The sequence below is a fragment of the uncultured Winogradskyella sp. genome (assembly GCF_963975125.1).
Lineage (GTDB): Bacteria > Bacteroidota > Bacteroidia > Flavobacteriales > Flavobacteriaceae > Winogradskyella.
Genome location: NZ_CAXBGB010000027.1, coordinates 1 through 14,846 on the forward strand (window position 1 = coordinate 1; position 14,846 = coordinate 14,846).

Annotated in this window: 11 protein-coding genes; 6 read left to right on the plus strand and 5 right to left on the minus strand. The window is 32.8% G+C overall.

The window, feature by feature from the left end:
* Nucleotides 1–6: 6 nt before the first annotated feature.
* Nucleotides 7–1,656, minus strand: a complete 1,650-nt coding sequence (locus AAC053_RS05630; RefSeq protein ID WP_339753902.1) for a serine hydrolase — start codon at nt 1,654–1,656, stop codon at nt 7–9.
* A gap of 138 nt (nt 1,657–1,794) precedes the next feature.
* On the minus strand, nt 1,795–3,705 hold the full coding sequence (gene htpG / locus AAC053_RS05635) for a molecular chaperone HtpG (RefSeq protein ID WP_339753904.1): 1,911 nt from the start codon (nt 3,703–3,705) through the stop codon (nt 1,795–1,797).
* A gap of 267 nt (nt 3,706–3,972) precedes the next feature.
* Here htpG and AAC053_RS05640 point away from each other — a divergent pair, with 267 nt between their 5' ends.
* Nucleotides 3,973–4,977, plus strand: a complete 1,005-nt coding sequence (locus tag AAC053_RS05640; protein WP_339753907.1) for a beta-ketoacyl-ACP synthase III — start codon at nt 3,973–3,975, stop codon at nt 4,975–4,977.
* A gap of 50 nt (nt 4,978–5,027) precedes the next feature.
* Nucleotides 5,028–5,216 (plus strand): hypothetical protein, encoded by a 189-nt coding sequence (locus AAC053_RS05645; RefSeq protein WP_339753909.1) that lies wholly within the window; start codon nt 5,028–5,030, stop codon nt 5,214–5,216.
* Between the two features lie 324 nt (nt 5,217–5,540).
* Here AAC053_RS05645 and AAC053_RS05650 read toward each other — a convergent pair whose 3' ends face one another.
* Both AAC053_RS05650 and AAC053_RS05655 read right to left on the minus strand, forming a co-directional pair.
* Nucleotides 5,541–7,352, minus strand: coding sequence for a TonB-dependent receptor (locus AAC053_RS05650; RefSeq protein ID WP_339753911.1), 1,812 nt, complete (start codon nt 7,350–7,352; stop codon nt 5,541–5,543).
* A gap of 77 nt (nt 7,353–7,429) precedes the next feature.
* Nucleotides 7,430–7,897, minus strand: a complete 468-nt coding sequence (locus AAC053_RS05655; RefSeq protein WP_339753912.1) for a carboxypeptidase-like regulatory domain-containing protein — start codon at nt 7,895–7,897, stop codon at nt 7,430–7,432.
* Nucleotides 7,898–8,003: 106 nt separating this feature from the next.
* On the opposite strand from AAC053_RS05655, the gene AAC053_RS05660 reads away from it, so the two are divergent.
* Nucleotides 8,004–8,366 (plus strand): CoA-binding protein, encoded by a 363-nt coding sequence (locus AAC053_RS05660; RefSeq protein ID WP_339753915.1) that lies wholly within the window; start codon nt 8,004–8,006, stop codon nt 8,364–8,366.
* A gap of 100 nt (nt 8,367–8,466) precedes the next feature.
* On the opposite strand, the gene AAC053_RS05665 is transcribed toward AAC053_RS05660, so the two are convergent.
* Nucleotides 8,467–9,939 (minus strand): sodium:solute symporter, encoded by a 1,473-nt coding sequence (locus AAC053_RS05665; protein WP_339753917.1) that lies wholly within the window; start codon nt 9,937–9,939, stop codon nt 8,467–8,469.
* 79 nt (nt 9,940–10,018) lie between these two features.
* Between AAC053_RS05665 and AAC053_RS05670 the strand changes: the two genes are divergently transcribed.
* The 3 genes from AAC053_RS05670 (at nt 10,019) to AAC053_RS05680 (ending at nt 14,835) form a co-directional block, all read left to right on the plus strand.
* Nucleotides 10,019–13,006, plus strand: a complete 2,988-nt coding sequence (locus AAC053_RS05670; protein ID WP_339753919.1) for a T9SS type A sorting domain-containing protein — start codon at nt 10,019–10,021, stop codon at nt 13,004–13,006.
* A 106-nt stretch (nt 13,007–13,112) separates the two neighbouring features.
* A complete protein-coding gene (recR, locus tag AAC053_RS05675) occupies nt 13,113–13,730 on the plus strand; it encodes a recombination mediator RecR (RefSeq protein WP_339753922.1) in 618 nt (205 codons plus the stop codon).
* 7 nt (nt 13,731–13,737) lie between these two features.
* Complete coding sequence (locus tag AAC053_RS05680) at nt 13,738–14,835, plus strand: glycosyltransferase family 2 protein (RefSeq protein ID WP_339753924.1); 1,098 nt, start codon at nt 13,738–13,740, stop codon at nt 14,833–14,835.
* Nucleotides 14,836–14,846 lie beyond the last annotated feature (11 nt).

The window sequence follows — 14,846 nt, forward strand, 5'->3', positions numbered from 1 at the left end:
AAAAACTTATTCAACTTTTTTAGCAATTGTTTCTTGACCGCCTTGATATAAAGTAAAGCTTTCTACTTCACCCGTAGCATTTTTATTGAACTTCACCTTAAGAGGAGTAACCTTTGCGAAAAAGGTACTTTCGTCTTCAGCAAAAACTTCAAATTTTCCTTGACTAGTAGCTTGTCCAAAAATCTGATTGCCTTCTACAGTAACTTCAACATGGAAATTAGGACTTAACTCATATTTCCCGACATAGTGTTTTAAGACGTCATTTGACAATGTTAACTCTTTTCGAGCTTTTGGCATTGATTTATCAACTTCGTTACCTACATTTTCTGTATCAGTAATAAAAATGGCTTGACGTTTTCCATCAGTAGATTTTGAAAACTTATACTCAATGCCGTCTTCAAACATAAATCGGTTTTCGGATAATGGGAAAATTTCAAAAACTGTATTGGTTTCAGATTCTCGCATACTATTAAGTTTACCATCTTCCATAAAAATATGCCTGATAGCTCCATCTTCAAATTCATAAGCGCCAACCCATTGTTTCATTTTGTCTTCAGAAATTTTTACGACTTCTTTCATGGTTGGAAAAGGTTTTCCTATCGCTGCAGCAGCAAGGTTTCTTGTCACAGCGCCTATATCATTACAGCTACAATTGCTTAAACCTATAACATAGACATCTTCCTCGATAAGATAAATTCCGTTTGTAGATGTACCAAAAATACCACCACTATGTGTGTACCCTTTAGATCCTTTAAGCGTCATTTCTCCAAGACCATATCCGTAACCAATATGTTCACTATTATTAAGACTTGAGCCATTAATGGCTTTATCTAACGAAGTCGCTTTTATAAATGTATTATTAGTTAACGCATTTTGCCATTTTAGCATATCGTCAGTAGTAGATGTTAATGAACCTGCAGCATGTGGTAACGTCATACTAAGAAAGTGTGCATTAACATAGCCATTTTCATTTTTCTCGTAGCCTTCAACCCTGTTTTTAACTAATTCTCTGGTATTTCCATAGCTTGAACTCTTCATGCCTAAGCGATTAAATATATTTTTCTCTATAAAGTTTTCGTAAGTATCACCAGAAATCACTTCTATGATTTTACCAAGTAGAATGTAACCCGAATTATTATATCTAAATTCTTCACCTGGATCAAAATCCATAGGTTCATTTTTAAAATAATCGATTAATTCATCTAAAGTCATATCATTTCTTGCAACTTCAACTAAATTGCCTATTCCTGTATAGCTTTTTATTCCTGATGTATGGTTTAATAAGTGATGAACTGTAATATTCTTTCCAAGTGTAGGATAATCTGGAATATACTTAGTAATAGGGTCGTCTAAACTCAATTTACCTTGTTCTTCTAGCATTAAAATAGCAACTGCAGTAAATTGTTTAGTGATAGATGCTAACATAAATACGTTTTCGGGTATCATATCTACATCTAATTCTAGACTAGATTTACCAACAGCTTTTCTGTAAATTGTTTTTCCATTTTTTGCTACTAAAATGGTTGCTCCAGGCATGTCCGATTTATAGGATTGAGATACGATATCATCAAATTGTTGGGTTAGATCTTGGGCTGAAATAGTTGTTGAAAATACAAAGCTAAATAGAAGTAAAGCGATAGAATAGTTGGTTTTCATGTGGTTATAAAATTTATTATATGTGTGAGACGATGTTAACGAGTAAAAGTTACAAAAAAACCACCTTGAATTAACAAAGTGGTTTTTAAATATTTAAGAGATTGCCACGTCCTGCGTTCTCGCAATGACAAATTGAGATTACTTAATCATCTCATAACTTCGCTTAATAAAATTAGTGAGTTCTTCACCTTTTAATAAGCCTTGAGATAAACGTGCTAAATCTAAACTCTGATTAATTAATCGCTCTTGTTTCTTTTTGGTTTTAGTGCCTAAAATTTCACCAACCAACTCAGAATTAGTATTAACGATGAGGTTATACATTTCTGGCATATTACCAAACATATTCATGCCTCCTCCACCTGTAGCTTGCATCTCTTTCATACGACGCATAAACTCTGGTTGTGTAATTATAAATGGCGACGCATCGCTATCCATAGCTTCTAATTGTACAGCAAATTTTTCTGAAGGAATCGTTGCTTTTAAAAGCGTATCTAATTCTGTTTTTTGCTCTTCTGTTAATTTAGAAATTGTAGTTTCATCTTTCTTAATTAAATTATCAATATGATCGCCATCTACACGAGCAAAAGAGATATTTTCTTTTGTCGTTTCTAACTTTTGGATTAAATGTGATATAATTGGTGAATCTAACATTAAGACTTCGTAACCTTTAGCTTTAGCAGCTTCGATATAGCTGTGTTGTTGGTCTTTGTTAGATGCGTAAAGAATAACTAACTTATCATCCTTATCGGTCTGATTCGCTTTTATCTTATTAAATAATTCTTCGTAAGTAAAGTACTTGCCATCTACTGTTGGGTATAAAGCAAAGGCATCTGCTTTCTCGAAGAACTTCTCCTCGGATAACATTCCGTATTCAATTACAATTTTAATGTCGTCCCATTTTGCTTCAAAATCTTCGCGATTAGCATTAAATAAGGATTTCAATTTATCAGCAACTTTACGTGTAATGTAAGATGAAATTTTCTTTACAGCACCATCAGCTTGTAGGTAACTACGCGATACGTTTAACGGAATGTCTGGTGAATCAATTACACCACGTAACATAGTTAAAAATTCTGGTACAATACCTTCTACATTATCTGTAACATAGACCTGGTTTTGGTAGAGTTGAATTTTATCCTTCTGCATGTTCATATCATTCGTCATCTTAGGGAAATATAAGATTCCTGTTAAGTTGAATGGATAATCTACATTTAGATGAATGTTGAATAAAGGCTCTTCAAATTGAGCTGGATATAGTTCTCTGTAAAAATCTTTATAGTTTTGATCTTCTAAATCTGCTGGTTGTTTTGTCCAAGCCGGATTTGGATTATTGATGATATTATCTACAGTAATTTGTTTGTGTGGTTCAGTTGTTTCTTTTCCTTCAGCATCAGTTGTTGTTTCTGGAGTAAACTCTGGATCGTTTATTTCCTTAGTTCCAAATTTAATTGGAATAGGCATAAACTTGTTATACTTCATCAATAACTCACTGATTCTATTCTCTTCTAAAAATTCAGTTGAGTCTTCAGCGATATGAAGAATAATCTCTGTTCCTCTTTCTGTTCTATCAGATGCTTCTAATGTAAATTCTGGTGAACCATCACAAGTCCAATGTGCTGCATCAGCTCCTGTATGCGACTTTGTAATAATTTCAACTTTTTCAGCGACCATAAAGGCAGAGTAAAAACCTAAACCAAAATGACCGATGATCCCTGAATCTTTAGCAGAATCTTTGTATTTGTCTAAAAATTCTTCAGCACCAGAAAAAGCGACTTGGTTAATGTATTTTTCAACTTCTTCGGCTGTCATCCCTAATCCTTGATCGATGATATGAAGTTTCTTTCCTTCTTTATCAATCTTTACTTCAATCTGTGGATTGCCGTATTCAGATTTAGAGTCACCAATACTAGCAAGGTGTTTTAATTTTAGCGTGGCGTCTGTACCATTACTAATAAGCTCACGTAAAAAGATTTCGTGATCACTGTACAAGAATTTTTTAATAAGCGGAAAGATATTCTCTACCGATACATTAATACTTCCTTTTGTCATAATTGTATTTATTTATTGCCTCATCGAGTGTTTCAAAATTGTTTCGAAATTTATCGAGATGTTCTCGATACTTCGACTTCGTCTCAACTCTATCTGACAGTATTAGTTATTTTAATTTCTATATTACTACTAGTCAAATAAAATACCAAGACTTAAAAAGTGACAAACTGACATAAGTATTATGCGCGTATAGTAATAGCAAATTTGATTAAAACGAGTTTGTTTATAAATGATTATTTTTGTTTTCATAATTTTTCTCCTATAAATATGTATAATTCGAAAATAATTGGTTTAGGAAAGTATCTTCCTGAGAACGTAGTGACAAATGAGGATCTATCGAAACTGATGGATACAAATGATGAATGGATACAAGAACGTACAGGTATAAAAGAAAGACGATGGATAAAAGAAGGTACTGAAGATACCTCTGCGGTTATGGGTGCAAAAGCTGCCAAAATTGCTATTGAGCGTGCAGGTTTAACAAAAGATGATATCGATTTTATTGTATTTGCTACTTTGAGTCCAGATTATTATTTCCCTGGTTGTGGTGTGCAAATTCAAGATATGCTAGATATGCCTACGATTGGTGCTTTAGATGTGCGTAATCAATGCTCTGGATTTATATACGCTATCTCTGTTGCAGATCAATTTATAAAAACTGGGATGTATAAAAATATTTTGGTTATTGGTGCAGAATATCATAGTAATGGATTAGACAAAAGCACAAGAGGTCGTGGTGTTACTGTCATCTTTGGAGATGGAGCAGGAGCTGCTGTTTTAAGTAGAGAAGAAGATAACACTAAAGGATTACTATCTACACACTTACATAGTGAAGGAAAAAATGCAGATAAACTCATCGTTGCTTCGCCAAGTATTGCCCATTGGGTACCCGAAATTATTGAAGCAGGAGAGGAAGATTTATCATATTTTCCGTATATGGATGGCACATTTGTGTTTAAAAATGCTGTTGTTCGTTTCAGCGAAGTCATTATGGAAGGTCTTACGCAAAACGGTCTGCAACGTGAGGATATAGATATGTTAATACCACATCAGGCAAATTTGAGAATTGCCCAGTTTATTCAAAGAAAGTTTAGCCTACGAGATGACCAAGTATTTAATAATATTATGAAATATGGTAATACCACTGCAGCATCTGTAATTATTGCATTAACAGAAGCTTGGGAAGAAGGAAAAATAAAAGAAGGAGACAATGTTGTATTAGCGGCTTTTGGTAGTGGCTTTACTTGGGGAAGTGTTATTATTAAATGGTAAAACTAATCCCTTAGAAAAAAGGGACCTCATGAATAGAATGTTTAATTAATATGGAAAACACTAATACAACCAAACGAAAAAAAGGAGGTGGGTTTTTATTAATTATGGTTGGCATTTTCTTTACGTTTCAGTTTACTAAACTAGATTCGACTAACAGTATTATGGGCATGGTAACTTCGGTTTTTATACTTATTCTAGGATTATATTCAATTTTTAAAACTTCAAAGGAAAATATTTAGCAATTCTGCTTTTTTCGAAACAAAAAAAGCCCAAACAACATAATCGTCTGGGCTTTTTAGCTATTAACCAACTTAACTAATACTATTATAAAAATTAATTTATAATTACTATTACTTAAAACTTATCTCACTACTATAGACGTAATAGTTTCTGTTTTATTTCAAAGATTAACACATTTAACGTGTTTTTAACAAAAACCCGAAACAAGACGTTTCGGGTTTTCTTATTTAATAGCTAAACATTAATACTAACCATCAACTATTATGTAGGCTATTAAATATTATCTTCTGTGTGATTTTAATAAAGACACTTATTATTTGTTATTACATAAAACCACTGCAAGATTTCTCATCATTATCTCTGCGTTTACGAGATTTTGCCTTGTATTTTCCTCCACCAAAACGGTAAGATAAACCGGCGAATATGGTGCTGAATTCTGGCTTAAATTGCACATTTTGTTTAAATGGTCTTTCGCTAACAATATATATTTCTTGAGTATCAAAAACGTTATTAAAGTTTAAGCTAAAAGTGGCTCTATTGTCTTCAAGAAAACTGTAACGCATACCTAAGTTTACAAAATACATTGGGTCCATTTCAAAATTTAAACCAGTGTCTTTTCCTCTATACATTGCAAACGCAGATAATGATAAATCCTTGGTAACTTTAAAGTTATTGAATATTCTAAAGTTATATATAAGGTTGTCAACTTCAACTTTATTAATCTCAATATCACTTTCAATTGGGTTTGGTATTGTTGGGTCTAGAGATTCTGCAAAACCAGTTTGTTTACGCGCATACAAATCGAAACTAGTATTTAAGCTCCACCATTTAGTAGGTCTATAACTACTAGATAACTCAACTCCATATGCTGAGGTTGTATCAAAATTATCATTAGTTAATATAACTCTTCCAGAACCAAAGTCTGAGCGATCTACAAATACACCTTGATTTATTTCATCTTCAATAAGTCTATAGAATACACCAGTAGTTATGCTCCCTTTTTCTAAATTTCTTGTGTAGTTTACTTCTACTGAATTTGTGAATTGAGGTTGTAACTCAGGATTACCAAATTGAGAAATTAAAGGTGTATTAAACTCTGGTATTGGGTTAACTTGGCCAACACCTGGACGATCGACACGTCTACTATAGCTAAATTGATATGAATTCTTTTCAGATGGACTGTAAGTGACAAAGGCAGAAGGATATACTTGGAAATAATCATTTTTAAAGGGAAGGTTTGTTGTTGTATTATCTGTTAAATCCATATCAATAGCCAAAGCGTCTACAATAACGGTTTCTGCTCTTAAGCCTATTTTGTAAGACCATTTGTCTAACTTCTTACCATAAGTAGCATAAGCAGAATAAATGTTTCTTTCATAATCAAAAACTGTAGAAGTTGGAATATAATTTTCTAGCTGGTTTATTACACGTGCATCAGAATTATAGTCAATTTTGTTATCAAATAAACGCACTTGTAATCCTAATTCTAATTTTGCAGTTTCTGATAATGGATTTGTATAGTCTAGGTTAACAGTTGTTCTATTGCGCGCCACTATGGTATATTCATCAAAGTTTGGTCTTGCACTAAAGCCTGTAAAACTGTTTAAAGTTTCTAAATCATTGTCAAAAATATTGTGATCTACCTCAAGTTCTATATTATGCCCTTCTTTATCAAACTCTAATTTATAATTAACATTGTATTGTTGACTAGCATTTTCCTTTTTATCATTAATATAAATATCAATGCCAGCTTTAAATAAATGTGAATTTCTATCATCTAAGAAATTAAAAGTTTGAGAGATATCTGTTTCAGTTTGGTTTAATAAACCAGTATTTCTATTGTCCGAAATATTGTTACCATAACTGCCATAAAAATTAAGTTTACCGTTTCTATAGTTCATATCTATTGAACTATTAAATTTGGGTTCTAACTGATAGCTAAGCCCTAAGTTTATGTTGCCATTAAAGCCAATATTTACATTTTTATATAGTATTATATTTATAATGCCACTCATACCTTCCGGATTGTATTTTGCTGAGGGATTGGTAATTAATTCAATACTTTTAATAGATGTCGAAGGAATTTGCTTCAATAATTGTTCTGTTGGTATATTAGACAGTTTTCCATCTACCATAACTTGTACGTTCTGGTTTCCTCATAGGGCAATAGCACCTGTTTGTTGATCTACGTTAACAGATGGGATATTATTCATTATGTCTGAAGCTGTTGGTCCAGAGGTTTTAAATCCTTACCTACATTTATAACCTTTCGATCTATCTTTTGCTGTATTGTTGAGATTTTCGCTACAACAGTCACTTCATCTAAAGATTCTAAATTTTCTTTGAGCATAATAACACCGACATTTATTTTATACACGTTTTTGCCAATGTTTATCTCGCTTAAAATGGTTTTGTAACCAATAAATTTAATTTCAACTTTTACAATTCCTTCTGGAATTTTATTAATATTAAAAGTACCATCATCATTGGTTATACCACCAGTAATTATTTTGTTGGCAATATCTTTTATAACGATGTTTACATAAGGTAAAAGTTCATTGAGTTCTGCATCCATAACACGTCCTGAAATAGAACCGTTTTTGATGTCTGAATTTGAATTGGGTTGTGCGCTTAAAATGGTCGATGACACCATAATAAGCACTAAGAATAAATGCTTCATTTACTGATTGTTTTTTGATTGATTGATTGATAGTTTCTTAATGTATAGACGACTATTTTTACTTCATGTTACTCTATTTAACATTTCTTATCATATTTTTAACAAAATGAATAAAAAAACATTGGTAATGGGAGCGTCTCTAAAGCCAGAACGCTACTCTAATATAGCGATTAAGAGGTTGAGAAATTATAACCATGAGGTCAAAGCTTTTGGGTTAAGAGAAGGTAGAATAAAGGATGTTGCTATAGATACCGAGTTGCTAAATTATGAAGCTATTAATACAATAACTTTATATTTAAACCCTAAACGACAAGAAGATTATTACGATTATATTATAGGCATTAAACCCAATCGCGTTGTTTTTAATCCTGGCACTGAGAATTCTGAATTTTATAAGTTGTTAAATGAAAATAATATTAAATATGAAGTTGCTTGTACTTTGGTGTTATTAGCTACAGAACAGTACTAAAAATCTAATTTAACCCGTTGTGTATTTTGATTCAATTTCGTCAATTCGAGTCGGACATTAAATGTACAACGGGTTAAATTAAATTAATAGATAAGGCTTACTAGCTTGCCTTAATTCCATTATGTTTTTTAATAAGCAATAACCCTATAAAGGTAATTAATCCATTAAGTGGAAGAATTTCCCAATGAAATTTATAAGTTCCAATTATGGTTTCTGGCAAGGATGTAATCGCAAAAGTTAACACAATAGACATTAATGCCACAATCCAAGTATATTTATCTTTTATTTGATGCTTTGTTAAAATGCCAAAGGCAAATAAACCGAGCAAAGGACCATATGTAAATGTTGCAAATTTAAATAGATTGCCAACAACATTTCCCTCTAGTATATTAAAGAATAAAACAACGAGAACAAGTACAATTGAAACACCAATATGAACTTTTTTTCGTAAAGGTTTTTGGACTTCTTTTGGTCTATGTTCAATATTTAAAAAATCAACACTAAAGGACGTTGTTAATGAAGTTAAGGCACTGTCTGCGCTAGAATAAGCGGCAGCAATTAATCCAATAATAAAGGTGATTGCTAAAGCAGAACCTAGTCCTTGATTCATGGCTATTTCAGGAAACAATAAATCCGTTCGTGTCCTTCCATCTAATACTGGGATTTCCAAACCAAATTTTTCAGCATAAACGAATAATAACGCGCCTAAGGATAGAAATATAAAGTTTACTATAACCAACAATGTTGCCATGCTAAAGATGTTTTTCTTAGCTTCTTTCTGATTTTTACAGGTTAAGTTTTTCTGCATCATGTCTTGGTCTAAACCCGTCATGGCGATAGCAATGAAAATACCACCTATAAAGTATTTCCAGAAGTAAGTTTTAGCGTATGGATCATCAAAAAAGAAGATCTGTCCTTTTGCTTTAAATTCAGAAGAATTTAAGAACTCAAAATAAGACCAATCTAATTTAGTATTAATCAAATAAATTGCTACACCAACTGAAACTAACATGGCTAAAGTCTGTAAAGTATCTGTCCAAACGATAGTTTTAATACCGCCTCTATTAGTATAAATCCATATTAATAAAATTGAAATTACGACGGTTAACCAAAATGGAACACCTATATGTTCAAAAACAATATATTGCATGGCAAGTGCAACTAAAAACAACCGAAATGATGCTCCTGTAACTCTAGATAACAAAAAGAAAAAGGCACCAGTTTTATAACTTACTTTGCCAAAACGTTGTTCTAAATATTGATAAATGGAGGTGACATTCAGTTTGTAATAAATAGGGATTAATACTAATGCAATAAAGAGATAACCAATAAAAAAACCAAAGACGCCTTGCATATAAGCAAATTGTTCACCACCTATCAAACCTGGTACTGAGATAAAGGTGACTCCAGATAAAGATGCACCTATCATCCCAAAGGCGACTATGTACCATGGAGATTGTCTTTTGGCTTTAAAAAACACGTCATTACTGTCGTCTTTACCTGTAAAATAAGAGATTAATACAAGCAGTCCGAAATAGCACGTAATTAATAATAATATTGAAGTAGGTGACATAAATTAAAGACTTAAATTAAGAAAATTTTATGAAAAATAGTACATTTGAAAAAAACAGCTACTTAAAAAGAAATAAATTATGAAAAAAATCGCCCTATTTTTTACATGTTTTCTGCTTGCCTTTGTTTCGTTTGGCCAAGATTATCATGAGCTTATTGCAGAAGGAACGCACACAGTTGAGTCTATAGTTGAAGTTGCAGAACTCCATTTTGATTCTGTCGGCAGAGAAAGAGGAACAGGTTACAAGCCCTTTAGACGTTGGCAATATTTTGCAGAACGTGCTATGGATGAAACAGGTAAGTTAAAGTCTTCAGAATTTTATTATAACGAATTACAAGATTATAATGCAAGAACTAACAACGAAGGTTTAGCTTCAAGGACTGTTGTAGGTACTTGGGAAGAAATGGGACCAACCTATTGGAATGCTTCTGCAGGTTGGAATCCTGGTGTAGGTCGTGTTACTTCAATAGCAATTGAAGAAGGTAATTTAGATCATATTATCGCTGGAGCTAATACAGGAGGTGTATGGAAAAGTATGGATGGAGGTTCTTCCTGGACTGTTTTAACTGATAACCTAGCGAATATAGATGTTTATGCCTTAGCAATCGATCCATTAATTAATATGACTTATTATTGGGGTTCATCAGGAGGTTCTATCTTTAAATCCACAGATGGTGGATTAACTTGGGCTTTGCACAGTAATTTGCCTCGCGGAGGAACGGTAAACAAAATTCTGATTCATCCAACAAATACGTCTAAGATGTTTTGTAGTTCTCAAGGTGGTGGATTATTTAAGTCTAACGATGGTGGCGCATCTTGGACGATAATTGAAAGTGGAGCAACTTCGGGTTATGATTTTGAATTTAAACCAGGAGATCCTAATACAGTTTATGCCTCAGGAGCAAATTTCTATAAATCTACTGATGGTGGTATTACGTTTAGCACAAGTGGAGGTTTAGATGTGTGGTCTCAAGAGTTTGTTAGTGGTAATACATCATGGACGGCTGCTGGATCAAATCAAAATAATACTGTAACACCAAGAACAGGTAACGGTTTAGGATTGTTTTATATTGATAATTTTTCTGCACCATCAACACGTTTATCTACACCAGCAATGAATTTAACAGGTGCGGTAAACCCGCAAATTAACTTCTCTTATACACAAGTAAATTGGGAGGGAGATATTGATGAACTAAAAGTTTTATATAAAACATCTGCCAATGGTAGTTGGATTGAGTTGGCAAATTATACAGCAGAAGTAACAAGTTGGACAGATATTAGTATTTCATTACCAAATCCTAGTGCAGACTACTATGTGGCTTTTGAAGGCACATCTAATTATGGAAGAGGTTTAACTTTAGACGATATTTCTGTTACTACAAACAATTTAGGTACAGTATTTTTAGATGGCTTCGAATCTGCAACTAATACATTTTCATCTGGTGTTAAAATGATTGGCGTTTCGGCTAATGATCCTTCAGTAGTATATGTTTTAGAAGCCGCTGGAGGCATTTTTGGTGGTTTTCATAAATCTTCTGATGGAGGTGAAACTTTTGCGAAACTTAACCATGTCGGTAAAAATTATTTTGGGTATGATACTAATGGCTTGGACACAAGTGGTCAGGCTCCTAGAGATATGGATATTACTGTGCACCCAGATGATGTTAATGATGTGCATATAGCAGGTATTAATACTTGGAGATCTACCGATGGTGGTGTTAATTTTAATATTACATCTCAATGGACTCCAGGTAATGCTAATGGTTTAGATATTGGTTATTGCCATGCAGATGTTGATATTCTCTTATTTGCAGGTACAGGAGTTAATGCGAAGCTTTTTGTAGGTTCTGATGGCGGAGTTTTTAAAGCAAACAACCCAACCGTAGTTAATGATAGGTATTATACAGATTTAACTCCTGGAATGGGAATCCGACAATTCTACAGAATTGGAATAAGTCAAACAAATCCAGTTGTAGTTACTGGTGGCTCACAAGATAATGGAAGTTCAGTCATGGCTTCTAATGGAACATGGACAGATTGGCTTGGTGCTGATGGTATGGAAGGTTTTGTTGATAAAAACAATTCTCAAATTATGTATGGAACAACCCAATTTGGAGGGATGAACAAAACGACAAATGGTGGTGCTAATAGATTTGGAATAGCTAATCCAGCAGGTGATGGAAATTGGAATTGGGTAGTGCCAATTGAGCAAGACCCAATAATTCAAAACACAATATATGTGGCATATAACGAGGTTTTTAAATCCACAGATGGTGGCGATACTTGGAATTCAGCATCGCAAAATTTTGGCGCTAACATTGATCATTTTAAAGTAGCGCCAATTAACAATAGCAAAATGTATTTGGCTATTGACGGAGCGTTTTGGTACACAATTAATGGAGGTGTCTCTTGGACACAATCCACTCTAAATATAGGAGGAGGTAGAATAAACGAAATTGTTGTGAGCCCTACTGATTCAGATAAAATAGCTATTGCGACTACCAATAGCGAAAAAGTATATATAAGTACTAATAATGGCGCATCATTTACTTCTATAAAATGGGATTTACCTAGTTTCTCAGCACAAGCTTTAGCTTGGCAAAATAATGCAGACGAAGGTTTGTATGTTGGCATGAATTACGGTGTCTATTATACAGATAATGCTTTAGGAAATACTTGGGTGCCATTCAACAACGGTTTGCCAAATGTTAGAATTAATGAGTTAGAAATTAATACAGCCGATAATAGTATCTACGCAGCTACCTATGGTAGAGGCTTATGGAGATCTAACATTTATAATATAGCATTAAGTGTAAATGATTTTGAATTTAATGATTTATCACTATATCCAAATCCTGCATCACACGAAGTAAATCTAAAATGGAATACGCCTGAAGATGTTAGTGTTAGAGTATATAATACACTTGGTAAGCTTGTATTCTATGGTAAAAAGGTAAATTTATTAAATGGTTTTAAGATAGATGTGTCCGCGTTCAATCCTGGTGTTTACTTTGTAAAACTGAATAGTGTAAATGGGGAAATCACAAAAAAATTAATTCTAAAATAAAAGACAACCAGATACGAATTTTTAAGTCTATACGGTATAATAAGCCCAATAGTAATTCATTTTCAGTTGGGCTTTTTTATTTCTAAAAATCTGTACCTTCGCAGCTATGGAATTTTCATCAAAACTCTTAGAAAATGCAGTTAACGAAATGTCGCAATTACCAGGTATTGGTAAACGTACAGCATTGCGTTTGGTATTGCATTTGTTAAGACAGCCAGAGAATCAGACTTATCAATTATCTAATGCTTTATCTAAGGTAAGAGCAGAGATTAATTTTTGTGAATCTTGTTATAATATTAGTGATAAGGTTTTGTGTGAAATTTGTGAAAATCCTAATCGTAATGGAGAATTAATCTGTGTGGTTGAAGATATTAGAGATGTTATGGCTGTTGAAAACACAAGTTCTTTTAAAGGACTATACCATGTGCTGGGTGGAAAAATATCTCCAATGGATGGTATTGGTCCACAAGACTTAAATATTAATACATTAGTAGAAAAAGTGAAGTTAGGGAAAGTAAAAGAATTGATTTTTGCTATGAGCCCAACAATGGAAGGTGATACTACTAATTTCTATATTTTCAGACAAATTCAAGATTATAACGTGGTCATGTCAACAATTGCTAGAGGAGTTGCAGCTGGTAATGAATTAGAATACACAGACGAAATCACCTTAGGGCGAAGCATAATTGATCGTGTTCCTTTTGAAGCCTCGTTAAAATTATAGCTATATTTTGAAGTTATCCATTGTCATTCTTAATTATAATGTACGCTACTTTTTAGAATTATGTCTAAAAAGTGTTGAAGCAGCAATACAAGATATTGACGCAGAAATTATTGTAGTAGATAATAATTCGCCTGATGATAGCTGCGATATGTTAAAGCAATTATTTTCATCTGTACAATTAATTGAAAATAGAGAGAATTCTGGCTTTTCAAAAGGAAATAATATGGGTGTAGCACAAGCTAAAGGCGAGTATCTATGTATTCTTAATCCCGATACAGTAGTAGCTGAAAATACTTTCTCTAAAGTGCTTCAGTTTGCAGAATCAAAAGACAAACTTGGTATTGTAGGTTGCCAACTTATTGATGGAAAGGGTGAATTTCTTCCAGAAAGTAAGCGACATGTGCCAACGGCAAAAATTGCCTTTCAAAAAATGATAGGTAATGCAAAACACTATTACACAAATGAATTAGATAAAGATGCTGAAGGACATACAGATATTCTTGTTGGTGCATTTATGGTACTAAAACGAAACGTTTATAATAAAGTTGGTGGTTTTGATGAAGACTACTTTATGTATGGAGAAGATATTGATCTGTCATATAAAGTTTTAAAAGCAGGTTATACAAATTATTATTTCGGAAAAATTTCTGCGCTTCATTTTAAAGGAGAAAGCACATTAAAGGACAACGTGTATGCAAAACGCTTTTTCGATGCAATGGAAATTTTCTATAGAAAACACTTTAAAAAGAATTCAATATTTAGCGCTTTAATAGGTGTTGGAACTAAATTAGGGTATTTATTAAAAGGAAAAGCTACAATAGAAATACCTTTAATAGAAAGTTATGTTTTTGTGTCGTCACAATCTAGCAGTCAGTTAGAATCAGCATTTAAACATAAAATTACAAGCAGTACAACAGTAAATAGTTATAAAGAAAACACAGAGTACATTTTAGACAATAATCATCTAAGTTTTAAGTCAATCATTGAAATCTTGTCTAATAGACCAAAAAAATCTAGTTCTACATTTAAGATTCTACCTAAAAACTCTAACTTTATCCTCGGAAGTAATAGTTCTAAAAGTAGAGGAGAGGTGAAGCACTTTTAAGTTATTTACTT